At 71.5% G+C, this 24,875-nt stretch carries 22 protein-coding genes and 1 tRNA gene; 12 read left to right on the top strand and 11 right to left on the bottom strand.

Annotated features, from left to right (window positions below):
- The first annotated feature begins 50 nt into the window (after positions 1–50).
- Together KVS71_RS09990 and KVS71_RS09985 are read left to right on the top strand one after the other, a co-directional pair.
- On the top strand, positions 51–1,697 hold the full coding sequence (locus KVS71_RS09990) for an ATP-binding protein (RefSeq protein WP_217584457.1): 1,647 nt from the start codon (positions 51–53) through the stop codon (positions 1,695–1,697).
- Positions 1,694–2,347 (top strand): response regulator, encoded by a 654-nt coding sequence (locus tag KVS71_RS09985; protein WP_217584456.1) that lies wholly within the window; start codon positions 1,694–1,696, stop codon positions 2,345–2,347. The genes KVS71_RS09990 and KVS71_RS09985 overlap by 4 nt, the downstream gene beginning before the upstream one ends.
- An 18-nt stretch (positions 2,348–2,365) precedes the next feature.
- Here the strand turns inward: KVS71_RS09985 and prfA are convergent, their stop codons facing one another.
- From prfA to lysA, 5 genes are all read right to left on the bottom strand, one after another.
- A complete protein-coding gene (gene prfA / locus KVS71_RS09980) occupies positions 2,366–3,445 on the bottom strand; it encodes a peptide chain release factor 1 (RefSeq protein WP_071328361.1) in 1,080 nt (359 codons plus the stop codon).
- An 8-nt stretch (positions 3,446–3,453) separates the two neighbouring features.
- Positions 3,454–5,427: a transcription termination factor Rho gene (gene rho / locus KVS71_RS09975; protein ID WP_144880927.1), complete on the bottom strand. Its 1,974-nt coding sequence runs from the start codon at positions 5,425–5,427 to the stop codon at positions 3,454–3,456.
- Positions 5,428–5,570: 143 nt separating this feature from the next.
- Positions 5,571–6,536 carry a homoserine kinase gene (thrB, locus tag KVS71_RS09970; protein WP_234024239.1) on the bottom strand — a complete coding sequence of 322 codons (966 nt, stop codon included), beginning with the start codon at positions 6,534–6,536 and terminating at the stop codon, positions 5,571–5,573.
- A 5-nt stretch (positions 6,537–6,541) separates the two neighbouring features.
- The gene (locus KVS71_RS09965; protein ID WP_105949605.1) at positions 6,542–7,846 is read right to left on the bottom strand and encodes a homoserine dehydrogenase; all 1,305 of its coding nucleotides are present in this window, start codon (positions 7,844–7,846) and stop codon (positions 6,542–6,544) included.
- A gap of 21 nt (positions 7,847–7,867) precedes the next feature.
- On the bottom strand, positions 7,868–9,286 hold the full coding sequence (gene lysA, locus KVS71_RS09960) for a diaminopimelate decarboxylase (RefSeq protein WP_368874660.1): 1,419 nt from the start codon (positions 9,284–9,286) through the stop codon (positions 7,868–7,870).
- A gap of 146 nt (positions 9,287–9,432) precedes the next feature.
- Here lysA and KVS71_RS09955 point away from each other — a divergent pair, with 146 nt between their 5' ends.
- Genes KVS71_RS09955 through KVS71_RS09940 form a run of 4 tightly spaced genes read left to right on the top strand, consistent with a single transcriptional unit; the run spans position 9,433 to position 12,758 of the window.
- Positions 9,433–10,506 (top strand): YihY/virulence factor BrkB family protein, encoded by a 1,074-nt coding sequence (locus tag KVS71_RS09955; protein ID WP_217584454.1) that lies wholly within the window; start codon positions 9,433–9,435, stop codon positions 10,504–10,506.
- A gap of 51 nt (positions 10,507–10,557) precedes the next feature.
- Complete coding sequence (locus tag KVS71_RS09950; protein WP_217584453.1) at positions 10,558–11,448, top strand: alpha/beta fold hydrolase; 891 nt, start codon at positions 10,558–10,560, stop codon at positions 11,446–11,448.
- Positions 11,441–12,022 (top strand): TetR/AcrR family transcriptional regulator, encoded by a 582-nt coding sequence (locus tag KVS71_RS09945; RefSeq protein WP_217584452.1) that lies wholly within the window; start codon positions 11,441–11,443, stop codon positions 12,020–12,022. Before KVS71_RS09950 ends, KVS71_RS09945 begins: the two co-directional genes overlap by 8 nt.
- 1 nt (position 12,023) lies before the next feature.
- Positions 12,024–12,758 (top strand): alpha/beta fold hydrolase, encoded by a 735-nt coding sequence (locus KVS71_RS09940; protein ID WP_060922232.1) that lies wholly within the window; start codon positions 12,024–12,026, stop codon positions 12,756–12,758.
- Between the two features lie 12 nt (positions 12,759–12,770).
- Here the strand turns inward: KVS71_RS09940 and KVS71_RS09935 are convergent, their stop codons facing one another.
- Positions 12,771–13,619 (bottom strand): DUF2993 domain-containing protein, encoded by an 849-nt coding sequence (locus KVS71_RS09935; RefSeq protein ID WP_217584451.1) that lies wholly within the window; start codon positions 13,617–13,619, stop codon positions 12,771–12,773.
- Positions 13,620–13,627: 8 nt separating this feature from the next.
- Positions 13,628–15,292 (bottom strand): arginine--tRNA ligase, encoded by a 1,665-nt coding sequence (argS, locus tag KVS71_RS09930; protein WP_060922230.1) that lies wholly within the window; start codon positions 15,290–15,292, stop codon positions 13,628–13,630.
- 93 nt (positions 15,293–15,385) lie between these two features.
- On the opposite strand from argS, the gene KVS71_RS09925 reads away from it, so the two are divergent.
- The 6 genes from KVS71_RS09925 to KVS71_RS09900 all read left to right on the top strand — a co-directional run bounded on the left by KVS71_RS09925 (position 15,386) and on the right by KVS71_RS09900 (position 19,721).
- Positions 15,386–16,195: an SGNH/GDSL hydrolase family protein gene (locus KVS71_RS09925; RefSeq protein ID WP_217584450.1), complete on the top strand. Its 810-nt coding sequence runs from the start codon at positions 15,386–15,388 to the stop codon at positions 16,193–16,195.
- Positions 16,196–16,211: 16 nt separating this feature from the next.
- Positions 16,212–16,284, top strand: a tRNA-Arg gene (locus KVS71_RS09920).
- 97 nt (positions 16,285–16,381) lie between these two features.
- Positions 16,382–16,555 carry a hypothetical protein gene (locus KVS71_RS09915; protein WP_167627861.1) on the top strand — a complete coding sequence of 58 codons (174 nt, stop codon included), beginning with the start codon at positions 16,382–16,384 and terminating at the stop codon, positions 16,553–16,555.
- Between the two features lie 61 nt (positions 16,556–16,616).
- Positions 16,617–17,903 carry a Na+/H+ antiporter NhaA gene (gene nhaA, locus KVS71_RS09910; RefSeq protein ID WP_217584449.1) on the top strand — a complete coding sequence of 429 codons (1,287 nt, stop codon included), beginning with the start codon at positions 16,617–16,619 and terminating at the stop codon, positions 17,901–17,903.
- Between the two features lie 100 nt (positions 17,904–18,003).
- On the top strand, positions 18,004–19,152 hold the full coding sequence (locus KVS71_RS09905; protein ID WP_217584448.1) for a zinc-dependent alcohol dehydrogenase: 1,149 nt from the start codon (positions 18,004–18,006) through the stop codon (positions 19,150–19,152).
- Positions 19,153–19,154: 2 nt separating this feature from the next.
- A complete protein-coding gene (locus KVS71_RS09900) occupies positions 19,155–19,721 on the top strand; it encodes a hypothetical protein (protein ID WP_217584447.1) in 567 nt (188 codons plus the stop codon).
- 30 nt (positions 19,722–19,751) lie between these two features.
- On the opposite strand, the gene KVS71_RS09895 is transcribed toward KVS71_RS09900, so the two are convergent.
- From KVS71_RS09895 to KVS71_RS09880, 4 genes are all read right to left on the bottom strand, one after another.
- Positions 19,752–21,905 (bottom strand): heavy metal translocating P-type ATPase, encoded by a 2,154-nt coding sequence (locus KVS71_RS09895; RefSeq protein ID WP_217584446.1) that lies wholly within the window; start codon positions 21,903–21,905, stop codon positions 19,752–19,754.
- Positions 21,906–21,970: 65 nt separating this feature from the next.
- Positions 21,971–22,231 carry a YHS domain-containing protein gene (locus KVS71_RS09890; protein WP_025103119.1) on the bottom strand — a complete coding sequence of 87 codons (261 nt, stop codon included), beginning with the start codon at positions 22,229–22,231 and terminating at the stop codon, positions 21,971–21,973.
- A 23-nt stretch (positions 22,232–22,254) separates the two neighbouring features.
- On the bottom strand, positions 22,255–24,510 hold the full coding sequence (locus KVS71_RS09885; RefSeq protein WP_217584445.1) for a heavy metal translocating P-type ATPase: 2,256 nt from the start codon (positions 24,508–24,510) through the stop codon (positions 22,255–22,257).
- Positions 24,510–24,719 carry a heavy-metal-associated domain-containing protein gene (locus tag KVS71_RS09880; RefSeq protein ID WP_060921631.1) on the bottom strand — a complete coding sequence of 70 codons (210 nt, stop codon included), beginning with the start codon at positions 24,717–24,719 and terminating at the stop codon, positions 24,510–24,512. Before KVS71_RS09880 ends, KVS71_RS09885 begins: the two co-directional genes overlap by 1 nt.
- Positions 24,720–24,875: the final 156 nt, after the last annotated feature.

Genomic DNA, 24,875 nt, shown 5'->3' with positions numbered 1-24,875 from the left:
GTGCGCGTACCGTGACTTCTGCGCATATTGCGCGATGGGAGGAGGTGGCGATGGCCCCGCGGAGACGGGTCCGGTTCGCGACCCGCGCGCTGCTGCTCCACCTCGCGGCCGTCGCCCTGGTCGTGACGCTGTGCACGGGCGTGTACCTCGCCCTCGCGGTTCAGCAGTTGCGCGCCGAGGCGGAGTCGACCGCGCTCGGCATCGCGAGGACCCTGGCCGAGGATGCGCAGGTGCGGGCGGCGGTCGCCGCCGTCTCCGCCTCGGACGACGAGCCGGACGCGGAGGCGCTGCGCGACGGAGACCTGCAGCAGATCGCCACGGACGTCATGGCCCGCACCGGGGCCCTGTTCGTCGTCATCACGGACGATGAAGGCATCCGTCTTGCTCATCCCCTCCCGTCCCGGATCGGCGAGGTGGTGAGCACCCCCTTCGCCGCGGTGCTGGCGGGCCACGAGGTGGTCGACTGGCAGACCGGCACGCTCGGCGAGTCCGCCCGCGCGAAGGTGCCGGTGCGCGACGACTCCGGCACGCCGGTCGGCGAGATCAGCGTCGGGTTCGAGCGCACGGGTGTGTTCGACGACCTGCCTCCCCTACTCGCCGCTCTCGGTCTCACCGCCGCCGGCGCGCTCGCCCTCGCCCTCCTGACCTTCCTCCTCCTGCGCCGCCGCTGGGAACGGTTGACCATCGGCGTGCAGCCCGAGGAGCTGGTCGCCCTCGTGCAGAATCAGACGGCGGTGCTCGACGGCGTCGGCGACGGCGTGCTCGCGGTCGATCAGGACGGCGTCGTGCGCGTGAGCAATGCGGCGGCGGACCGGCTCCTCGGGCTTCACGATCCGGTCGGCCACACCGTGGACGCGCTCCCGCTCCCGCCAGTCGTGCGGGATACCGCCACCGGGGCTCGCGACCGTGCGGAGGCCGTCGTCGGCGACCGGATGCTGTACCTCGAGTCGCGCGCGGTGCGACGCGACGGGCGCGCGCTCGGCGAGGTGCTGATCGTGCGCGACCGCACCGACCTCATCGCCCTGACCGAGCGGCTGGAAGCCGTCCGGACGATGACCTCCGCGCTGCGTGTCCAGCGCCACGAGTTCGCGAACCGCCTTCATGTGGCCGCGGGCCTCATCGACGCCGGTCGTGTCGACGACGCCAGGGCATTCCTCGACGAGCTGGTGAGCCGCGGTCCGGTGGCGTTCCCCGTCACCGGACTCGACCTCGTGCGCGACCCGTTCCTGCACGCCTTCCTCGGAGCGAAGGGCGTCGAGGCCGCCGAACGGGGCGTCGCCCTGCGGATCGGAGACGAGACCCAGCTGATCGGCACCGTCCGCCGGGCCGAGGACGTGGCGAGCGTGCTCGGCAACCTCGTCGACAACGCGGTCGTGGCCGCCGTCGCAGGCACGCGGGAGCCGCGGTGGGTGGACGTCTCCGTGCTGAGCGACGGTGACGCGCTCATCGTCACCGTGGCCGACTCCGGCGACGGTCTGCGCGAGCCCGACCCGCGGACGAGCACCGTCGAGGACGGAAGCGACGACCCGGTGCACGGGCACGGCATCGGTCTGCCGCTCGCGACGGAGATCGCCCGCCGCAGCGGAGGCGAGCTCTGGATCATCGACCCCGGCGGTCCTGGCCACGGCGCGGTGTTCGCCGCCCGCCTCGGGGATGCCGTCGACCCCGCTCCGCGTGTCCCGAAGGAGGACCCATGACCGAACCGCTGCGCGCGCTCATCCTCGACGACGACTTCCGGGTGGCCGATCTGCACCGGACGATCGTGGACGACCACCCCGGGTACGCCGTGACCGGGACCGCGCGGTCCTGCGCCGAGGCACGCGACCTCGTGCGCTCGACACGCCCCGATCTCCTGCTCGCCGACGTCTATCTCCCCGACGGCGACGGCATCGGGCTCGTCCGCGAGGCCGGCGTCGACGCGATCCTCATCTCCGCCGCGGACGACGCCCCCACGGTACGACGGGCGCTGCGGACCGGCGCCGTCGGCTACCTCGTGAAGCCTTTCGAGCGCCGTGCCCTCACCGGGCTCCTCGACCGATACACCCGCTACCGCAATCTGCTCGCGGGCGATCGTGCGCTCACGCAGGAGGAGGTGGACCGCGCGCTGGCGATCCTGCACGGGGGCGGCGAGCCGGTCTCCCTGTCGCGTTCGGCAACCGAGCAGCGCGTGCTCGAGGCGCTCGGGGCCGACGAGGCCTCCGCCGCGGAGGTCGCCGAACGGGTCGGCATCTCCCGCGCCACGGCGCAACGGCACCTCGCCGCTCTCGCCGCGCGGACCATCGTCGAGGTGCGGTTGCGGTACGGGTCGACCGGGCGTCCCGAGCACCGGTACGCCGCGCGCACCTGACGCCGTCGCGGCGGCCGCTCAGCCCTCGGAGCCGACGGCGGCGAGACGCGCCTCCTCGTCGGCGGCGATGGCGCTCTCGATGATGGGGTCGAGCGCACCGTCCATGACCTGATCGAGGTTGTACGCCTTGAACCCGGTGCGGTGATCCGCGATCCGGTTCTCGGGGAAGTTGTACGTGCGGATGCGCTCCGAGCGGTCCATGCCGCGGATCTGCGACTTGCGCGCGTCGGAGGCGGCCGCATCGAGCTCCTCCTGCTGCTTGGCGAGAAGTCGGGCCCGGAGCACCCGCATCGCCGCCTCGCGGTTCTGCAGCTGCGACTTCTCGTTCTGCATCGACACGACGATCCCGGTGGGCACGTGCGTGATGCGGACAGCGGAGTCGGTGGTGTTCACCGACTGCCCGCCGGGTCCCGATGAGCGGAACACGTCGATCTTCAGATCGTTCTGATCGATCTGGATCTCCTCGGGCTCGTCCACCTCGGGGAACACGAGCACGCCGGTCGTCGAGGTGTGGATGCGCCCCTGCGACTCCGTCGCGGGAACCCGCTGCACGCGGTGCACGCCGCCCTCGTACTTCAGATGCGCCCAGACGCCCTGCGCGGGGTCGGACGACGAGCCCTTGATCGCGACCTGCACGTCCTTGTAGCCGCCGAGGTCGGACTCGTTGCGCTCGAGCAGCTCGGTCTTCCACCCCTTCGACGCGGCGTACTGCACGTACATGCGCAGCAGATCCGCGGCGAACAGGGCCGACTCCGCGCCGCCCTCCCCCGCCTTGATCTCCATGATCACGTCGCGGGCGTCGTCCGGGTCGCGCGGGATGAGAAGGCGCCGCAGACGCTCCTGCGCCGCCTGCACGCCCTCTTCGAGGGCGGGGATCTCCGCGGCGAACGCTTCGTCCTCACGGGCCAGTTCCCGCGCCGCCTCGAGATCGTCGACGGCCCCCGTCCACGCCTCGTGCGCCGCGACGATGCGCGACAGTTCGGCGTACCGACGGTTGACGCGCTTGGCGCGCGCCGCGTCGGCGTGCACCGCCGGGTCGGAGAGCTCCTCCTGGACCCGGCGATGCTCGTCGATCAGAGTCTGGACGGACTCGAACACGTCGGACCTCAGCGGATGTTGTTGTCGTGCCCGTGGGCGCCCGAGGGCAGCGTCGGGATCGACTTCTGCATCTGCACGAGGAACTCCACGTTGGAGTGGGTCTCCTTGAGCTTGCCGAGCACGACCTCCAGGGCCTGCTGCGGGTCGAGGCCGGCGAGAGCGCGGCGCAGCTTCCAGGTGATCTTGACCTCGTCGGCCGAGAGCAGCATCTCCTCGCGGCGGGTGCTGGACGCGTTGACGTCCACCGCCGGGAAGATGCGCTTGTCGGCGAGCTGACGGGACAGCCGCAGCTCGCTGTTGCCGGTGCCCTTGAACTCCTCGAAGATGACCTCGTCCATCTTGGAGCCGGTCTCGACGAGCGCGGTGGCGAGGATCGTGAGGGATCCGCCGTTCTCGATGTTACGGGCGGCACCGAAGAAGCGCTTCGGCGGGTAGAGCGCGGACGCGTCGACGCCACCGGTGAGGACGCGGCCCGACGCCGGAGCGGCCAGGTTGTACGCGCGTCCGAGGCGGGTGATCGAGTCGAGGAGCACGACCACGTCGCGGCCCAGCTCGACGAGGCGCTTGGCCCGCTCGATAGCGAGCTCGGCGACCGTCGTGTGGTCTTCCGCGGGGCGGTCGAAGGTCGAGGCGATGACCTCGCCCTTCACGGTGCGCTCCATGTCGGTGACCTCTTCGGGGCGCTCGTCGACGAGCACGACCATGAGGTGGACCTCGGGGTTGTTCTGCGCGATCGCGTTGGCGATCTGCTGCAGGACGATCGTCTTGCCGGCCTTCGGCGGCGCGACGATGAGGCCGCGCTGGCCCTTGCCGATCGGCGCGACGAGGTCGATGATCCGCTGCGTGAGCTTCTCCGGAGCCGTCTCCAGGCGCAGACGCTCCTGCGGGTAGAGCGGGGTGAGCTTGCCGAACTCCACGCGGGTGGCCGCGTCGTCGACGGAGAGGCCGTTGATCGAGTCGACCTTGACCAGCGCGTTGTACTTCTGGCGGCCCTGCTGCTCGCCCTCGCGCGGCTGCTTGATGGAGCCGACGACGGCGTCGCCCTTGCGGAGGTTGTACTTCTTGACCTGGCCGAGCGAGACGTAGACGTCGCTGGGGCCGGCGAGGTAGCCGGTCGTGCGCACGAAGGCGTAGTTGTCGAGCACGTCGAGGATGCCGGCAATCGGGATGAGGACGTCGTCCTCGGTGATCTCCGTCTCGAACTCGTCGACCTGGCCGCCGCTGCGACGCTTGTTGCGCTGACGGTTGCGGCCGTTGCCGTTACCCGACTGGTCGTCGTCGGCCGGCGCGTTCTGTGCCTGCTCCTGGCCGCCGCCCTGACCACGGCCACGGTTGCGGTTGCGGTTGCGGTTGCGGCCCCGACCGCCCTGCTCCTCGCCGTTGTCCGCCTCGCCGGATGCATCCTTCGCCGGAGCGTCCGCCTCGGCCTCGTTCTTCGCGGCAGCGCTGTCGTTCTTCGACTCGCTCTTCGCCGCATCGTTCTTGGCGCGGCCGCCCTGAGCAGCGCCCGCCTCGGCGGTCTCCGCCGTGCTGTCGGCCGGTGCGGCCTCGGCCTTCTCGGTCTTCGCCTGCGGGGCCTCGGCGTCCGCCTTCTTCGTACGACGCCCGCGGGCGGACTTGGGGGCCTCGGCGGGCGCCTCGGTGGTCTCGGCAGCCGGTGCCGCTTCCGCCGGTGCGGCCTCGGCCGGAGCCTCGGCGTCCGCCTTCTTCGCCCGCGTGCGACGCGGAGCCTTCGCCTTCGGGGCCGCCTCCGCCGCCTCGGCGGAGTCGCCGGCAGCCGCAGGGGCCTCCGCCGAACCGGACTCCTCCGCGGCCTTGGCCGCCTTGGCCGCAGCCGTGGCGGTGTTCGCCCGGCGCGGCGCGCGCTTCTTGGCCGGAGCCGACTCGGTCGCCTGCTCGGCGACGGGGGCGTCGGCGGTCGGAGCCGCCTGATCGTTCTGGGTCTCGGAGAGGTTCTCCACGAGTACTCCCTTATAGGTCATGGGAAATGAGCGTGAACGCGCACAACGGGTGCTGCGCACGATCGCACGGGCTGACGCTCGGCGTCAGCCAGCCTCGGCACTTGTGCCTCAGGGGTTCGCGTGCGGGTCTTGCAAGAGATGCAATGGGGCCAGATTCACGAATGCTACGTGGAGCCCTCCGCTCGATCCCCCACTGTACCACCACGGACGTCGACGGCGAGCAGGAGCGCCTCCCACGGGGTGTCGGTCACCCTGTTGGCCACCTCCACCGCATCCAGCCGACTGCCGGGACCGTCGGCGAGCACGAGCACGCTGGGCCCGGCACCGGAGACGACGGCCGCGAATCCCGCGGCGCGCAGCGCCTGCACGAGGCGCTGCGTCTCGGGCATGGCGCCGGCGCGGTAATCCTGGTGCAGCCGGTCCGCGGTCGCGTCCAGCAGCAGCTCCGGGCTCTGCATCAGCGCCGCGATGAGCAATGCCGACCGGGACACGTTGAACACCGCGTCGGCCGTGGAGACGTGCGGCGGCTGCAGGGAACGGGCCTGCGAGGTGGACATCGTGTAGGCCGGGACGAGGACGAGCGGGGAGACGCCGCGGTGCACGAGGAGCTTCTTGTGCTGCGGGCCCCGCTCCCCCATCCACGCGATCGTGAGTCCGCCGAACAGTGCGGGCGCCACGTTATCCGGGTGGCCCTCCAGCTCGGTCGCCAGGCGCAGCAGATCGGTGTCGGAGATGTCGACGTCGCCAGCCAGCAGCCCCTTCGCCGCGAGCACGCCGGCGGCGACGGCCGCACCGGAGGACCCGAGACCGCGGCCGTGCGGGACGGCGTTCTCGGCCACGATGCGCAGACCGGGCATCGACCGGCCGACGTCGGCGAACACGTGGGCGATCGTCCGGACGATGAGGTTGGACGCGTCCTGCGGGATGTCCTCGGCGCCGGAGCCGGAGACCTCGATCTCGAGCTGCCCTGCGGGAAGCGCCGTCACCTCGAGACGGTCGTAGATGCTGAGCGCCAGGCCGAGCGTGTCGAAGCCGGGGCCCAGGTTGGCGCTCGTCGCCGGCACCGTCACCTCGACCGTGCGGCCCACGCGCGCACCGTGCTCCTCGGGGGCGGGAGCCGTGGCCGTCACCGTGGTCACTCGCCTTCCACCCGGAGGACGGACACCACACGGGCGACGACGTCGCTGCCCGCGAGCACGTCCACCGTGTCGCTGAGGGCCTGCTCCGTCGCGCGGTGCGTGCCGATGATGAGGCGCGCGGTCGGCTCGTCCTCCCCCTCGACGGTCTGCACGACGGTCGCGACGGACACCCCGCCGTCGCTGAGGATCCCGGCGACGGTCGCCAGCACGCCGGGGGCGTCGGAGACCTCGAGGGTGATCTGGTACCGCGTCGTGACGTGGCCGATGGGCACGACGGGGAGGTTCGCCCGGGTCGACTCGCCCACGCCGACGCCGCCGGCGATATGCCGACGCGCGGCGGAGACCACGTCGCCGAGCACGGCCGAGGCCGTCTGGATGCCGCCCGCGCCGGCACCGTAGAACATGAGGGAGCCCGCCGCCTCGGCCTCGACGAAGACGGCGTTGTTGGCGCCGTGCACGGAGGCGAGAGGGTGGGCGACCGGCACGAGAGCCGGGTAGACCCGCACCGAGATGGACTCGGCGCCGTCGGCCTCGATGCGCTCGCAGACGGCGAGCAGCTTGATCACGAAGCCCGCCGCGCGGGCCTCCTCGATCATCGACGCCGTGATGGCGGTGATCCCCTCGCGGTGCACCGCATCCAGCGGCACCGCGGTGTGGAAGGCGAGGCTGGCGAGGATCGCGGCCTTCTGCGCGGCGTCGTAGCCTTCGACGTCCGCGGTGGGGTCGGCCTCCGCGTATCCGAGGCGCTGCGCGTCCGCCAGCACGTCGGCGAAGTCGGCGCCCTCGGTGTCCATCCGGTCGAGGATGTAGTTCGTGGTGCCGTTGACGATGCCCATGATCCGCACGACGCGGTCACCCGCGAGCGAGTCGCGCAGCGGACGGATGATCGGGATGGCACCCGCGGCCGCCGCCTCGTAGTACACCGAGGCGCCGACGCGATCGGCCGCCTCGAACAGCTCCGGCCCGTGGGTGGCCAACAGCGCCTTGTTGGCCGTGACCACGTCGGCTCCGGAGCCGATCGCCTGGAGGATGTTCGTGCGGGCGGGCTCGATGCCGCCGATGAGCTCGATCACGATGTCGGCGCCGAGGATGAGCGACTCGGCGTCGGTCGTGAAGAGCTCCTTCGGGAGGTCGACGTCGCGGGGCGCGTCGAGGTTGCGCACCGCGATGCCCGCCAGGTCCAGCGCGGCGCCCGCGCGGTCGGCCAGCTCGTCGCCGTGGCGGAGCAGGAGGGCCGCCACCTGGGAGCCGACGGCTCCGGCGCCCAGCAGCGCCACGCGAAGTCGTCTGTAGTCAGTCATGGATGCTCCTTCGGTGGTGGGTCATCGTGCTCCCTCAGGGGCGTGCGCCCCGTCGATGCCCGCGTCGCGGGCCAGCAGGTCGTGGACGGTCTCGCCGCGGACGATCACCCGCGCGCGCCCCTCGCGCACTGCGACGATCGGCGGCCGCGGGACGTGGTTGTAGTTGCTCGCGAGCGAGGCGCAGTAGGCGCCGGTCGCCGGGACGGCCAGCAGATCGCCCGGTGTCACGTCTCCGGGGAGGTACTCGTGGTCGACGACGATGTCGCCGGACTCGCAGTGTTTGCCGACCACTCGGCTCAGCTGAGGCTCGGCCGTCCCCGTCCGCGAGGCGAGGCGGGCGGAGTAGCTGGCGCCGTAGAGGGCCGTGCGGGCGTTGTCGCTCATCCCGCCGTCGACGCTGACGTAACGCCTGGTCGCTCCCGAGGCGACCGTGACGTCCTTCGTCGTCCCGACCTCGTAGAGGGTCACACCCGCCGTGCCGACGATCGCGCGCCCGGGCTCGAACGAGAGCGCGGGCACCGCGATGCCCCGCGCCGCGCAGCCCTCGGCGACCGCCGCCACGATGCCGTCGGCCAGCTCGTCGATCGGCGTGGGGTCGTCGACGCGGGTGTAGGCGATGCCGAAGCCGCCACCGAGGTTCAGCTGCGGCACCGGTCCGTCCTCGAGGAGGGCGGCGTGCAGTTCGAGCACGCGCGACGCGGACTCGCGGAAGCCGGCCACGCCGAAGATCTGGGAGCCGATATGGCAGTGCAGGCCGGCGAACTCCAGCCCCGGGATCTCGCGGATGCGCGCCACGGCGACCTCGGCTTCGGCGAGCGGGAAGCCGAACTTCTGATCCTCGTGGGCCGTGGCGAGGAAGTCGTGGGTCTCGGCGTGGACGCCGCTGATGACCCGGACCATGACGCGCTGCATGGTGTCCGTACGCGCCGTGATGGCGGCGAGGCGCTCGATCTCGATCGCGCTGTCGACGACGATCGTGCCGACGCCGAGAGCGACCGCGCGCTCCAGCTCGGCGACCGACTTGTTGTTGCCGTGGAACCCCAGTGAGGCCGGCGCGACCCCCGCGGCGAGGGCGACTTCGAGCTCACCGCCGGTGCACACATCGACGCGGAGCCCCTCGTCGACGACCCAACGGGCGACCGTCGTGCACAGGAACGCCTTGCCGGCGTAGTACACCTGCGCGGTAGTGCCGTGCGCGGACGCGGCGCGGTCGAAAGCGTCGCGGAAGGCCCGGGCGCGGCGACGCACCTCGTCCTCGTCGAGCACGAGGAGCGGCGTGCCGTAGGTGCGGGCGAGCTCGGGCGCCGGCGCTCCGGCGAGCACGAGGCTGCCGTCCTCGTCGCGCGTGGCCGACGATGGCCAGACACCCGGCGCGAGATCGTTCGGATCCTCGGGGACGACGAGCCAGTCCGGAGCGAGCGTGGCGGCAGAGTCGAGCACGGAACACCAATCGTGGGACGGATCTCGGGCGGAGGCGCACATCGAGTTGCCCCGATTCTAGGGCACCCTCTGTCCCGGCCTGGTCATGGTGACACGCCGCGTCAACCCCCTGGGGAGCGGTACCGCCCGGCTCATAGGGTGGGCACGTGGCAGACACCGACAACCGAGACTCCGAGAACCGCTCCGCAGCCCCGGCCCGCCCGGGGCTCGTCGCCCGCATCACGGGCCCGGTGATCGCCTGGGCCCTGGCTCGGCGACCGGTGAGGGCGGTGCTGCTGTACTCCGAACGACGCGGTCCGATGCTCGCCGACAGCGTGACCTATCGCGCCCTGTTCAGCGTGTTCGCGGGCGTGCTCCTCGGATTCTCCCTCGCGGCCCTCTGGCTCTCCGGCAACCCGGAGGCCTGGCGCGCGATCATCGACGCCGTGCAGTCCGCGGTCCCCGGGCTCATCGGAGAAGGCGGCGTCATCGACACGAAGGACCTCCGGACTCCGGCGTCGTTCTCGATCGCCGGCATCATCTCCCTCGTCGCCCTGATCGGTGCCGCCCTCGGCGCCATCGGTTCGCTCCGCACGGCCATCCGGACCATCGCCGGCACGATCCAGGCGGACATCCTGTGGATATGGGTCATCGTCCGCAACCTGCTCCTCGCCGCCGGCATCGGGATCGCGTTCGTGCTCGCCGCCGGTATCACGTTCATCGGTCAGCTCGGGGTGACCTGGATCGGCGACCTGCTCGGGGTGCCGTCGGATTCGCCTCTGCTCGCCTGGACGGTCCGGATCCTGTCGCTTCTCGTGGTCTTCGTCCTCGATGCCGCCCTGATCGTCGGCGCCTTCCTCCTGCTCTCCGGCGTCCGGCCGGCCGCCCGTTCCCTGTGGAGCGGCGCCTTCCTCGGCGCCTTCGGCCTCATCGTGCTGCAGCAGCTCTCCGGACTGTTCGTGGGCGGAGCGACGAGCAATCCCCTGCTCGCCTCGTTCGCTTCCCTCCTCGCCCTCCTGATCTGGCTCCAGCTCTCCACGCAGGTCATCCTCGTCGCGTGCGCCTACATCGTCACGGCCGAAGAGGAGCGCGGCGACCGCCTGCACGAACGGTTCGGCGCGCGGACGTTCGTCCAGCGACGGCTGCAGCGCGCCGAGGTCGACGTCAAGATCGCCACGGCCGAGCTGCGCGACGCCCAGCGTGCGGCGGCCGAGGAGAACGGCACCGCCGCCACGGAGTGATGCCCTCGTTGTGACCGGAATCGATACGATGGTCACAACGAGAGGGGATGCATGTCCGCACCACGACGGCACACCGTGACCGTTCCCGGCGCGGCGGTGTCGATCCTAGAATGGTGCCCGTCCGGGGAGACACAGCCGCCCGTGCTGCTGCTGCACGGCGGCGGGGCCGACAGTGCGGAGCTCTCCTGGGGCGAGGTCGGGCCGGCGCTGGCGGCGGCCGGGCACCGCGTCTTCGCGCCGGACCACCCGGGCTTCGGACGCAGTTCACACCTCGATGCACCGCTGACGCAAGAGCGCCTGGTGCAGTATGTCGGCGACCTCGTCGATGCCCTCGGGCTGCACGCCTACGCCATCGGGGGCCTGTCGATGGGCGCGGGGATGGCGCTGGGCCATCTGCTCGACCGCCCGGACGGAGCGCACGCCGCCGCCCTCCTCGGCAGCTATGGTCTGATGCCGCGCCTGACGGACGGCGCCTTCGGGCCCCTCTCCCACCTGTCGACGTTCCTGCTCCTGCGTTCGGGCCTGCTCGGTGCGATGACACGCGTCTACGCACGCGACCGCAAGGCGATGACGCGAGGCCTTCAGGATCTCGTGCGCTCCCCCGACGCCCGCACCCCTGCTCTCGTCGACGCGGTGCTCGCCGAGGCTGCGACCGGCTCCGGTCTCAAGACCTTCGGCGGCTGGCAGCGCGACCAGGTGCGGCCGCTGCGGCTCCGCACCGACTACCGTGATCGACTCGCCGAGATCCGCGTCCCCGTCCTCCTCGTGCACGGCGACCGCGACTCCGGCGTCCCGCTCCGACGGATCGAGGCGGCCGCGGAGAGCCTGCCGGACGGGCAGCTCTTCGTGGCCCCCGGCGCCGGGCACTGGGTGCAACGGGACCGTCCCGACCTCGTGATCCCCGCCCTGCACGAGTGGTTCGCACGAGGCTCCGATGCCTAGGCCGCTCGTCCCGGACCGCCGGGCACGCATCCTCGACGCGGCGGAGGGGATGGTCCTCGCGGAGGGGTTCGACACGATGAGCGTCGCGGCGATCGCCCGCGTGGCCGGTATCGGCAAAGGCGCCGTCTATCTGGAGTTCGCCGCGAAGCGCGACATCCTCGACGCCCTGCTCCAGCGCGGAACCGCTCGGATCGCCGACGCCGTCGCCCGCACCGCAGGACCGCAGCCCTCGCTCAGCGCCCTCTACCGCGCCACGGCGGCCGCGCTGCTCGACGACGAGCTCATGACGGCAGCGTTCCTCGACGATGCGGGAGTGCTCGGCGCGCACGTCGCCACGCAACCGACCTCCCGGTACCGGACACGTCACGAGCGGGTCGTCACCGGGCTCCGTGACCTCCAGTGTCAGGGCCGTATCGTGCCGGACGTGGAGCCCGAAGCCCTCGCCCTCGCGCTCTCCAGCGCCACCCTCGGACTGCTCTCCGCGGCCCGAACGCTGGGACCGCTCGACCGGGGCACGCTGAAGAGCGCCATCGACACGGTCGGCCGCATGGCCGCGAGCTTCGAGACGGAGTGACATGCATCACGAGACATCGGGTCCCCCGGGAACACCACCGCTTCTGCTCCTGCACGGCGGCGGCGTCGCCGGCTGGATGTGGGAGCCGCTGCGCACGCACCTCGATCCTGCGCGGCGGGTGATCGTCCCTGATCTTCCCGGTCACGGCCGCAGCGCGACCGAGGACTACGCGTCGCACGAGGAGACGGTGGCGGCGCTCGTCCCCCTGCTGGAGCGGGAGACGGGACCGGCCACGGTCGTCGGATTCTCCCTCGGCGCGCAGCTCGCCGTCCTGCTCGCGGCACGACGCCCGGACCTCGTCGCCGACGCCGTCGTCATCAGCGCCCAGGCGGAACCGCTGCGCGCCATCCGACCGACCCTCGCGCTGCTCCGCCTCACGGCCGGGCTCGCCAGGAACGAGCGCTTCGCCCGTCTGCAGGCGCGCGAGCTGTTCGTCCCGGACGCGCTGCTCCCCCGCTATCTGGAGACCTCCGCCGCCATCTCACGCACGACCCTGCTGCGCGCCGTCGAGGAGAACCTGCGTTTCACGCCGCCGCCCGCGTGGAGCACGCACCCCGGCTCGGCACTGGTCCTCGTCGGAGGCGACGAGAAGCCGCTCATGCGCCGTTCCGCCGCGCTGCTGAACCGTGTCCATCCCCGCAGCACCCTCGAGGTCCTTCGTGGTTACGGACACGGCATCCCCCTGCAGCGGCCGACGGAGCTCGCCGCACGGCTGCAGGAGCGCCTGCCCGATTGAAGTGGGGTCCGGTCAGCGGTCGCAGGACCCCTTCTCCTGGAGCGCATCATCCGTGACGATCGCCCCGTCCACGTCGATGTCGATCACGGCCTGATCGTCGACGATCTCGACCCCCGTCAGCGTGAGACCGGCCGGGAGCTGGTCCGCGATGCACACCCGCCGCGGCTGCGTGATCCCGTCACCGAGGGAGCCGAGCGACGACCCGACGCTGTCGAGATCGATGTCGACGCCGCCGATGCTCGCCGCCACCGGGGTGAGTTCGAGGTCGCCCTCGACAGCCCCCGGAGTGAGGGTGACGGAGACCGGAACCGCGGTGCCGAGCACGTCGAACGAGCCTCCGAGGGTCGCGTTCGGTGCCGCGAACTCCACGGTGTCGACCGGGAGCTCGGAGTCGGCGAGCAGAGCGGTGAACTGCTCCTGGTCGATGCGGATGGTGCCGTCGGCGCCGTCGAGGTCGCCGCCCCGCAGCGGAACGCCGGTCGCCGTGACGTCAGCCGCACCGGTGATGCCCTGCAGCGTGACGGCGTCCGTCGACAGCCGCAGGGTGTCGAGACGACCGGCGAGCAGCTGTGGGAGGAGGACCCCCTCGGTCTCGACGTCCAGCTGCTGGTCGGCAGGGAGGTCTAGCTGCTCGATGACGATCGAACGCACGACGCCGGGCAGTACCGCACGGGCGACGAGCTCCGCCGCGACCACGAGGGCCGCGACCACCACCACGACGATGAGGACGACCCATGGCCACCGGCGCCGGCGCGGCGCCGAGCCCTTCCGCTGGCGACCGTCCGCCGGGTCCGGGACCACGAGCGTCGGGTGCTCGTCCGAGGGCTTCGGGTACGGGAGGGTCGGGTTGTCGTCGCTCATGGCGCTCCCTACATGCGCTCGGGCGCGGAGACGCCGAGCAGGTCGAGCCCATTGCGGAAGACCTGGCCGGCGGCGTCGTTCAGCCACAGGCGCGTGCGGTGCACGTCCTCCACCGGGGCGTCGCTGAGCGGGATCACCCGGCAGTTGTCGTACCAGCGGTGGTACAGCCCGGCGAGCTCCTCCAGGTAGCGCGCGACGCGGTGCGGCTCGCGCACCTCGGCGGCGAACGCGACGATGCGCGGGAACTCCTGGAGCGCGCCCAGCAGCGCCGCCTCGGTCTCGTGCGTGAGGGTCTCCGGGGCGAAGACCGAGCGGTCGATGCCGGAGTCGGCGGCGTTGCGCGCGACGTTGTGGGTGCGGGCGTGTGCGTACTGCACGTAGAACACCGGGTTGTCGTTCGTGCGCTTCTGCAGCAGCTCCGGGTCGAGGTCGAGCGGCGAGTCGGCCGGCGAGCGCTCCAGCGAGTAGCGCAGCGCGTCCGTGCCGAGCCAGTCGAGCAGGTCGTCCATCTCGATGATGTTGCCGGCGCGCTTGCTGAGGCGGGCGCCGTTGATCGAGACCATCTGGCCGATCAGCACCTGGATGTTCTTCGCGGGGTCGTCGCCCGCCGCCCCCGCGACCGCCTTGAGACGGTGCACGTAGCCGTGGTGGTCGGCGCCGAGCAGGTAGATCTTGTCGCGGAAGCCGCGGTCGCCCTTGTTCAGGTAGTAGGCGGCGTCGGCGGCGAAGTAGGTGTACTCGCCGTTCGAGCGGCGGATGACGCGGTCCTTGTCGTCGCCGAAGTCGGTGGTGCGCACCCAGACGGCGCCGTCCTCGTCGAACACGTGGCCCTGCTCGCGCAGACGGTCGACGGCCTGGTCGATGAGGCTGGTGCCCGAGGCGTCCTTCGCGTGGAGGGTGCGCTCGGAGAACCACACGTCGAACGGCACGTTGAAGCGCTCGAGGGAGTTCTTGATCTCGGCGAGCTGGTACTCGTAGCCGAGCTCGCGGGCGACGGTGAGCTGGTCCTCCTCGGGGAGGTCGAGCAGGTCGGGACGGGCCTCGAGAACGCGACCGGCGAGCGTCGCGATGTACTCCCCCGGGTAGCCGCCCTCCGGCGTGGGCTCCCCCTTCGCCGCGGCCAGCACGGACGCGGCGAAACGGTCCATCTGCACGCCCGCGTCATTGATGTAGTACTCGCGCACCGCACGGGCGCCGCTCGCGAGGAGCAGGCGGACGATCGCGTCGCCGAGGGCCGCCCAGCGCGTGTGCGCGATGTGCAGCGGTCCGGTGGGGTTCGCCGAGACGAACTCCACGTTGACGCTCACGCCCTCCTGCGAGGAGTTCGTCCCGTAGGCGGGACCGGCGTCGACGATGACCTTCGCGAGCGCACCGGCGGCCGCCGCGTCGAGGCGGATGTTGAGGAAGCCGGGGCCCGCGACCTCCACGCTCGCGATGCCGTCCACATCGGCCAGTCCGTCGGCGATCTGCTGGGCGAGCTCGCGCGGGTTCGTGCCGAAGGGCTTGGCCAGGCGCATGGCGATGTTCGAGGCCCAGTCGCCGTGGTCGCGGTTGCGCGGGCGCTCCAGCACGATGTCGGCGGCGGAGAGGTCGAACGGCTCGCCCGGACGTCGTTCCTCGGCGATGGGGGCGAGGACGGCGAGGAGGGCGTGGGCGAGCGTTTCAGGATTCATAGATCCCCCAGTTTACGGGGGTGCGCCGGCCCGTTCCGTCGCCCCGTGTCCCGCGGAGTTTGCGATCCGTCCTCCGTGATCTACTCTCACACCATGAACGCCCCCGCCGCCCCTCGTCGACTGCGCATCGCGGGCGTCGCCGCCGCCCTCCTCGTCGCCGTCGCCGCGGGCGTGATCGGGGTCTGGCGACCGTGGGTCCCGGCGCCGTCGTCCCTCCCGGTCGGCGCCGCCACCGGAGACGAGTCCGCCGCGGTCATCGCCCCCGCGCCGCTCGCGCTCCCCGACGAGCCGACCGTCCTCGTGTTCGGCGATTCCTGGACCTACGGTTCGGCCGCCTCCGACCCCACGCTCGGCTACGCGTACGTGCTCGCCGACCTCCTGCACGGCTCGACCATCGTCGACGGCGTCCGCGGCAGCGGCTACCTCAAGCCCGGGATCGACGGCCCCGACTTCGGCGACCGCATCGCGGCGCTGGACCCGACCCTCGATCCGGACCTCGTCATCATCCAGGGCTCCATCAACGACCGGGCGCAGGGCGCGGCCGGCTACCGCGAGGCCGTGACCGCCGCGTGGGACGCGCTGACGGCGCTGTATCCGGAGGCGGCGATCGTGGTCCTCGGTCCCGCGCCGCACGAGCTGCCGGTGGGCGCGCAGACCGCACGGATCGACCGGGATCTCGCAGCTCTCGCCTCGGCCCGCGGTTGGTGGTACATCTCCCCGATCGAGCGGGACTGGATCACCGAGGACAACTACCTCGCCGTCATCGACGTGGAAGTCGGACGCAAGCATCCGTCCACCGACGGCCACCGCTATCTCGCCGAAAGGCTCGCCGCGGCGCTCGACGAACTGCGCGCCGCGCCGGTCACGGAGGCCGGTGGGTCGGAGACCACCCCCGACGAGTGATATTGTCGATCGGTACGCCTCCGTAGCTCAGTGGATAGAGCGCCGGTTTCCGGTACCGTAGGTCGCAGGTTCGACTCCTGTCGGGGGCACGTACAGCAAGAGGGATCGTCCAGACGGACGGTCCCTCTTCTCGTTCCCCCGGAGGTCGCTCAGCGGGCCCGCCGCCCGGACCGGTAGCCTGGATCCGTGCCCTCCCTCCTCATTGCCGGTTCGACGCGCGCTCCGCGCCGTCTGTCGTCCGCGACGCCGATGACGGAGTGGATGCGCGTGGTGCTGCACCCCGGCACCAACGGGTGGACGAGCGTCTGGGGCACCCTCTCGCACGGCGAGATCGCCGGCTGCCCGCCGCCACGGGGATAGGCCGCGCCCGGACGGGTGCGGCGACATCGCGCCACCCATCCATCTGCCGTGAGGTATCCCTGTGTCTTCTTCGTCGTCCCCTGCCCGTTTCCGTCTCGCGCCGCATGAGCTCTGGCGCGGCATCCGCTCCACCGCCCGCAGCGACGTGCTCGGCGGCGGTCTCCTTCTGACCGCCACGCTCGCTGCCCTGATCCTCGCCAACTCCCCCGCCGCCCCCTGGTACGAGGCCATCAGGGACTTCCGCTTCGGGATCCCAGAGTGGCACCTCGAGCTCAGTGTCGGCGCCTGGGCCGCCGACGGCCTGCTCGCGGTGTTCTTCTTCGTCGTCGGACTGGAGCTGAAGGAGGAGTTCGTCGCCGGGCGTCTCCGTGACCCGCGCCGTGCCGCGCTCCCGATCGCCGCCGCGGTGGGCGGCGTCATCGTCCCCGCCCTCTTCTTCGTCGCGATCAACGCCGCGTCGGGCGCCGAGGTCCTCCGCGGATGGGCGATCCCCACGGCCACGGACATCGCGTTCGCGATCGCGGTGCTCGCCGTCGTCGGCCGCTTCCTGCCGCCCGCCCTGCGGGTGTTCCTGCTGACGCTCGCGATCATCGACGACCTCATCGCCATCACGATCATCGCCACCTTCTACACCGAGACCATCAGCTTCCCCTGGCTGATCCTGGCGCTCCTCCCCCTCGCGGGCTTCGCACTCGCTGTGCAGAACGGCATCCGGTCCTGGTGGCTCCTGCTCCCCCTCGCCCTGGCCGTCTGGGCGTTCGTACATGCGTCGGGGGTGCACGCCACGGTCGCCGGCGTGCTGCTCGGCTTCATGGTCCCGGTGCGTCCGACGGAGCGCGCGCGGGTGCGGACCGGGACGGACGCCGACGGCGCCCCGGTCTACGACGGTCTCGCCGCGCACTTCGCGGATCGCTGGGGCATCGTGGCGACCCTCGTCGCCGTGCCGGTGTTCGCCTTCTTCGCGGCCGGGGTCGAGATCGGCGGCGTGGACGGCCTCGTCTCGGCGCTGACCGACCCCATCACGATCGGTATCATCGTGGGGCTCGTGCTCGGTAAGCCCGTCGGCATCCTGCTCACGACCTTCCTGTTGAGTCGCGTACCGGCCCTGCGCCTCGATGAGTCGCTGCGCTGGTCGGATCTCGCGGGCATGTCCCTGCTCGCGGGCATCGGGTTCACGGTCTCGCTGCTGGTGGGCGAGCTCGCGTACGGCAGCAGCAGCGTCGCGGACGATCACGTGAAGATCGGCGTGCTCGTCGGCTCGCTCCTCGCCGCGGTCCTCGGTGGCCTCGTGCTCGCGGCCCGCAGCCGCCGGGCACGCGCGGAGATCGGGTCCCCGCCCAGGGCCTGACTTCGGCCCGCTACGCTCCCCGGCGCCATCCGTCAATGCCCTGAGTCATCCTCGAGGCGGCGCCTAGCGTCGGTCACTCCACGTAGCGAAGGAGCATCCGATGAAGGCGATGACCTACCGCGGACCGTACAAGATCCGCGTCGAGGAGAAACCTGATCCGACGATCCAACACCCCAACGACGCGATCGTCCGGGTCACGAGAGCCGCCGTGTGCGGGTCGGATCTCCACCTCTTCCACGGCATGATGCCCGATACCCGCATCGGGCACACCTTCGGTCACGAGATCGTCGGGGTGGTGGAGGAGGTCGGCCCCTCGGTGGAGAGTCTGCGGGCGGGAGACCGGGTGATGGTGCCGTTCAACATCTACTGCGGCTCGTGCTACTTCTGCCGCCGAGGCCTCTTCTCGAACTGCCACAACGTGAACCCCAACGCGACCGCGGTCGGGGGGATCTACGGCTACTCGCACACGACAGGCGGGTACGACGGCGGGCAGGCGGAGCGCGTGCGCGTGCCGTTCGCGGATGTCGGCCCGTCGGTGATCCCGGAGTGGCTCGCCTCCGAAGACGCGCTGCTGCTCACCGACGCGTTCTCCACCGGCTACTTCGGCGCGCAGCAGGCCGACATCGCCGAAGGGGACACGGTGGTCGTGTTCGGCGCCGGTCCCGTCGGCCTGGCCGCCGCCCGCTCGGCCTGGTTCCTCGGCGCAGGCCGGGTCATCGTCGTCGACCACCTCGACTACCGGCTCGAGAAGGCGCGGGACTTCGCCTTCGCCGAGACGATGCACCTCCACGAAGCCGGTGACATCGTGCTCGCCCTGAAGAAGGCGACCGGCTACCTCGGCGCGGACGTGGTGATCGACGCGGTCGGCGCGGAGGCGGACGGCAGCGTCGTCCAGCATGTGACCGCCGCGAAGCTCAAGCTGCAGGGCGGTTCCCCCGTCGCGGTGAACTGTGCCATCGACAGCGCGCGCAAGGGCGGCACCGTGTCCATCCTCGGCGCGTACGGTCCTCTGGTGACCTCGGTGCGCCTTGGCGACATCATGAACAAGGGACTCACGGTGCGCGGCAACCAGGCTCCCGTGAAGAGGCAGTGGCCTCGACTGCTCGAACACATCCAGGCGGGGCACATCCGTCCCTCCGAGCTGCTGACGCATCGCTTCCCGCTGGAGCACATCGCGGAGGCCTACCACGTGTTCTCGTCCAAGCTCGACGACTGCATCAAGCCGCTCATCGTCGTCGGAGAGGAATGACCATGCCGTACGAAGGATCTCGACCCATCCCCGCACCGACCCCCGAGGAGCTGCGTGCCCGGATCCCGGGCTGGGGCGCCGACCTCGCCCCCGAGCACCGCCGCACCTGGCAACAGCTGGAGGATGTCGGCGACACCGGCGCGCATTGGGACCTCCCCGAGCGTCAGGGCCCCGACCGCGGCCGCGAGCGCTCCATCGAGCACGGGATGCTGCCGCCCGTCTGGGGCACCGCCCAGCCGCTGCACGGCCTGTCCGGCGCCATCCGGCGCGTGGCCTACGACCGGTTCAGCGAGACGAAGAACACCCGCTGGCTGCTGCTCGTGCTGGGCGACCGGGTCGATGCGGTGACGGCGCACGCGCGCTCCCTGCTCACCCGGCGACCGGACGACCCCATCACGCAGACCGGTGTCCTCGCGGAACCGCAGCATCGTCCGCTCGCGTCGCCGTTCGGACGGGGACGGATCGATCTCCGGCACACCTGGCTCGACCCGATCATCGTCGTGGGACCCTGGGTGCTGACGGTGGTCCTGAGCGTCCGCGCTCTCCGCCGCCTCGGCCGTCGACACTGAGCCGGGACCGAGACGGCGGCGTGGTGGCGCTCAGCGCTGCAGGATGCCCGCGGTGACGACCTCCGGACGGAGATCGAGCCGCCGGAGCAGCTGCGCGTTGAGCGCCACCACGATCGTCGACAGCGACATGAGCACCGCGCCGACCGACATCGGCAGCACGAAGCCGATCGGAGCGAGCACACCCGCGGCCAGCGGGACGGAGAGCAGGTTGTACCCTGCCGCCCACCAGAGGTTCTGCGTCATCTTGCGATACGAGGCGCGGGAGAGCTCGATCACCGACAACACGGCGCGCGGGTCGTCTCCGGCGAGGATCACCCCGGCGGAGGCGATGGCCACGTCCGTTCCTGCGCCGATCGCCAGGCCCACGTCGGCCTGAGCGAGCGCGGGGGCGTCGTTCACGCCGTCGCCCACCATCGCGACCCTGCGGCCCTCGTGCTGCAGCTCCTGCACCTTCGCAGCCTTGTCCTCCGGCCGGACGCCCGCGAACACACGGTCGATGCCGAGGTCGGCCGCGACGGTGTGCGCGACGGCTTCCGCGTCGCCGGTGATCATCACGACCTGGACGCCGAGTGCGTGCAGCGCATCGACCGCATCCCGCGACTCCGGACGCACCTCGTCCGCGAGCTTGAGCGCCCCGATGACGCGGCCGTCCCGCAACACGTGCAGGATGATCGCGCCGTCCGCACGCCACCCTTCCGCGACGGGGAGCTCGTGGGCATCCTCCTCCGTGAGCAGGTGCGGGCCGCCGACGCGGATCACGGCGCCGTCCACCATCGCGGTCACCCCCACCGCCGGCGAGGACGAGAAGTCGCGGCTCGCCGGCACGCGGAGCTCCTTGTCGCGAGCGGCCCGGACGATGGCCTTCGCCAGCGGATGCTCGCTGTCGGCCTCGGCGGCCGCGGCGAGCGCCAGCACCTCCTCCGCGGTCTCCGCACCGGCCACCGACACCTCGGAGACGACGGGCTCGCCCTTGGTCAGCGTGCCGGTCTTGTCGAACAGCACGGTGTCGACGGTGCGCATGCTCTCCAGGGCCAGCCGGTCCTTCACGAGCACGCCGCCACGGGCCGCGCGCTCGGTCGCGATCGACACGACGAGCGGGATGGCCAGACCCAGCGCGTGCGGGCAGGCGATCACGAGCACGGTGATCGTGCGGATGACGGCGTCGTCCGGCAGGCCGACCGCGCTCCACACCACCGCGGTGATCGCGGCAGCACCGAGCGCGAACCAGAACAGCCAGCCGGCGGCCGTATCGGCCAGACGCTGTGCGCGGGACGAGGAGTTCTGCGCTTCCGTCACGAGCCGCTGGATGCCCGCGAGCGTCGTGTCGTCTCCGGTCGCGGTGATCTCCACGCGGAGGCCGGAGTCGGTGGCGACGGTCCCCGCGGTCACCGCGTCGCCGGTCGTCCGTGTGACGGTGCGGGACTCCCCCGTCACCATGGACTCGTCCATCGAGGCGCGGCCGTCGACGATCCGCCCGTCGGCAGGGATGCTCCCGCCGGGGCGCACCACCACGACATCGCCCACGCGGAGGTCCGACGGGGCCACCCGCACGACCTGATCGCCCTCGACGCGCTCGGCCTCGTCCGGCAGCAGCGCGGCCAGCGAGTCGAGGGCGGAGGTGGTCTGCGCCAGCGACCGCATCTCGATCCAGTGCCCGAGCAGCATGATCACGATGAGGAGAGCGAGCTCCCACCAGAAGTCGAGCTCATGATGCAGCAGCCCGAGACTCGCTCCCCACGACGCGACGAACGCCACGGTGATCGCGAGCCCGATGAGCAGCATCATGCCGGGCTGCCGGGCACGGATCTCGCTGACGGCGCCGGTGAGGAACGGCTTTCCTCCCCACACGTACATGATCGTGCCGAGGACCGGCGACACCCAGGCCAGACCCGGGATGTCGGGAAGCGGGTAGCCCACGATCATCGCGAACATGCCCGAGAGCAGCACGGTCGGCACGGCCAGGACGAGCATGATCCAGAACAGCCGCCGGAACTGGGCGACGTGGTCGCCGTGACCGCCGTGTCCCGCGTGGCCGCCGTGCCCGGCGTGCGCACTGTGTCCCGCGTGGTCCGTGTGGTCTCCGGGCGCGGCGTGCTCCGCGTGTCCGGTGTGATCCGCGTGCGTCCCGGTCCCCGCTCCCCCGGGGTGACCGTGCGCGGAATGGTCGTGATGCGAGGTGCTCATGTCTTCCCTCCAACGTCGATGATGCCGTGCGGGGCCGGATCTCGCGGCCCCGCACGGGTGGGGGCTCAGGCCGCCCTGGTGTACTTCGCGGGATCAGCGTCGAACGCCGGCCCGCAGCCCGCGCAGCAGAAGTAGTAGCGGGTGCCCTCGTGGTCGCGATACAGGCCCGCTGCCTCGGCGGTCGCGATCACCACGGGCGTTCCGGCCATCACCGGGCATTCGGCCATGCCCTCGGCCGGCACGGCGAGCAGGTCGGTGCGCCCTTCGGCGGAGACGCCGCTCTGGCGCGGGACGCTGCAGCAGGATCCTGCGGGGGAATCGGACATGTCGGTACTCCTCTGTCGTTCGTTCACGGGGTGTCCACCGCCCTGCTGCGGAAGGACCGCAGGCGGAGGCTGTTGCCGACGACGAAGACGCTGGAGAACGCCATCGCCGCACCGGCGAGCATGGGGTTGAGCAGACCGAGCGCCGCGAGCGGGATGGCTGCGACGTTGTAGGCGAACGCCCAGAACAGGTTGCCCTTGATCGTACCGAGCGTGCGGCGGGACAGGCGGATCGCGTCGGCCGCGCTGCGGAGGTCGCCGCGGACGAGCGTGATGTCGCTGGCCTCGATCGCCGCGTCGGTCCCGGTCCCCATCGCCAGCCCGAGGTCCGCCTGGGCGAGGGCCGCGGCGTCGTTCACGCCGTCTCCCACCATCGCGACGACCTTTCCTTCGCCCTGGAGCCGGCGCACCACGTCGACCTTGTCCTGGGGCAGCACCTCGGCGATCACCTCGGTGATCCCCACCTCGCGGGCGATCTGCCCGGCCACCGCACGGTTGTCTCCCGTGAGCAGGACAGGCGTCAGTCCCAGCGCCCGGAGCTGCGCCACCGCCTCCGCGCTCGTGGACTTGACCGTGTCGGCGACGACGAGCACCCCGCGGGCACGACCGTCCCAGCCCACCGCGATCGCAGTCTTGCCCTGGGCCTCCGCCTCGGCCTTGACCGCAGCCAGCCCCGCGGACAGGTGCTGCGACCAGTCGGCGAGCAACGAGGCGCGTCCCACGACGACGGCGTGGCCGTCGACGATGCCCTGGACGCCCCTGCCCTCGACGTTCGCGAACTCCTCGACGCTCGGCAGGGCGCCGAGCTCCCGGGTGGCCGCGGCCGCCACTGCCTGCGCGATGGGGTGCTCGGAAGCGTCCTCGAGGGCACCGGCGAGCCGCAGCAGCTCCTCGCGCTGCACGCCGTCGTCGGTGTGCACCGCCGTCAGCGTCATGCGACCGGAGGTGACGGTGCCCGTCTTGTCGAGCACGACCGTGTCGACCTTCCGGGTCGACTCCAGCACCTCGGGCCCCTTGATGAGGATGCCCATCTGGGCACCGCGACCGGTGCCGACGAGGAGGGCGGTCGGCGTGGCCAGGCCCAGTGCGCAGGGGCACGCGATGATGAGCACCGCGACCGCGGCGGTGAAGGCGGCGGACGCCGGGAACCCGGCTGCCAGCCACACTCCCAGCGTGCCGAGGGCGATCACGATCACGATCGGCACGAAGATTCCGGAGATGCGGTCCGCGAGGCGCTGCACCTCGGCCTTCCCGGTCTGCGCCTCCTCCACGAGCCGCGCCATCTGGGCGAGCTGGGTGTCTGCGCCGATGCGGGTCGCACGCACCACCAGGCGTCCTCCGGCGTTCACCGTGGCGCCGGTGACGGCATCGCCGGGACCGACCTCCACGGGCACCGACTCGCCGGTCAGCATCGAGGCATCGACCGCGGACGTGCCGCTGACCACCACGCCGTCGGTGGCGATCTTCTCCCCCGGGCGCACGACGAACTCGTCCCCGACCCGGAGCTCGCTCGTCGGGATCCGGGTCTCGACGCCCTGCCGGAGTACCGCGACCTCCTTCGCTCCGAGCTCCAGCAGCGCCCGGAGCGCCGCACCGGCCTGCCGCTTGGAACGCTTCTCGAAGTAGCGCCCGGCGAGGATGAACGTGGTCACCCCCGCCCCGACCTCGAGGTAGATGTTCCCGGCACCGTCACTGGGTGCGACGGTGAACTCGAAGGGGTGCGTCATGCCGGGCATTCCGGCGGTACCGAAGAACAGCGCGTACAACGACCACAGCAGAGCGGCGATCGTGCCCATCGAGATGAGCGTGTCCATCGTGGCCGCACCGTGCCGGAGGTTGATCCACGCCGCCTTGTGGAACGGCCACGCCGCCCACACGATCACGGGACCCGCGAGCGCGAGCGACAGCCACTGCCAGTACGTGAACTGGAGCGCCGGGATCATCGCCATCGCGATGACCGGGACGGTGAGCACGACGGACGCGATCAGCCGGTGACGCAACGCCGTGAGCTCCGGATCCGGCTCCTCGCCGTCGGGCTGCGCACCCGCGGGAGCGGGAGGCACGGGGACGACGGCGGTGTATCCGGTCTTCTCGACCTCGGCGATGAGCAGGGCGGTGTCGATGCCCGCGGGCACCGTGACGCTCGCCTTCTCGGTCGCGTAGTTCACGGTGGCGGTGACGCCGTCGAGACGATTGAGCTTCTTCTCGATCCGCATCGCGCACGACGCGCAGGTCATGCCGCCGATCTCCAGCTCCACGCTGGTCGCGGGCGGGGTGTCCATCAGGACCGGACCGCCTGGTAGCCCGCCTCGTCCACGGCGGCCAGCACGGCCGCGTCGTCGACGGGGGCGGAGCTGCGCACCACGAGCTTCCCGCTCTGTGCGCTCACATCGATACCCTCGATACCGGGGATGCGCGACACCTCGCCGCGGATCGCCATCTCGCAGTGGCCGCACGTCATTCCGGTGACCTGGTACTCGCTCGTGCTCATCATGCTTCCTTTCCTCGGGATACCCCCCTGGGGTACTCCTTCGGCACAACCCTATACCCTGCGAGGGTATTCCCGCACGCCCGGTCGCAGCGGGACTCGTCCGCTCCGGGTGAGGGACGCTCGGCATCCGACGCCACGCCTGGGAGGATCGTGGTC

It is taken from the genome of Microbacterium sp. GbtcB4, assembly GCF_019091465.1.
In the GTDB taxonomy this organism is placed as follows: domain Bacteria; phylum Actinomycetota; class Actinomycetes; order Actinomycetales; family Microbacteriaceae; genus Microbacterium; species Microbacterium paraoxydans.
Note: the sequence above shows the minus strand (reverse complement) of the source record. Positions and strands in the feature narration are given on the sequence as shown.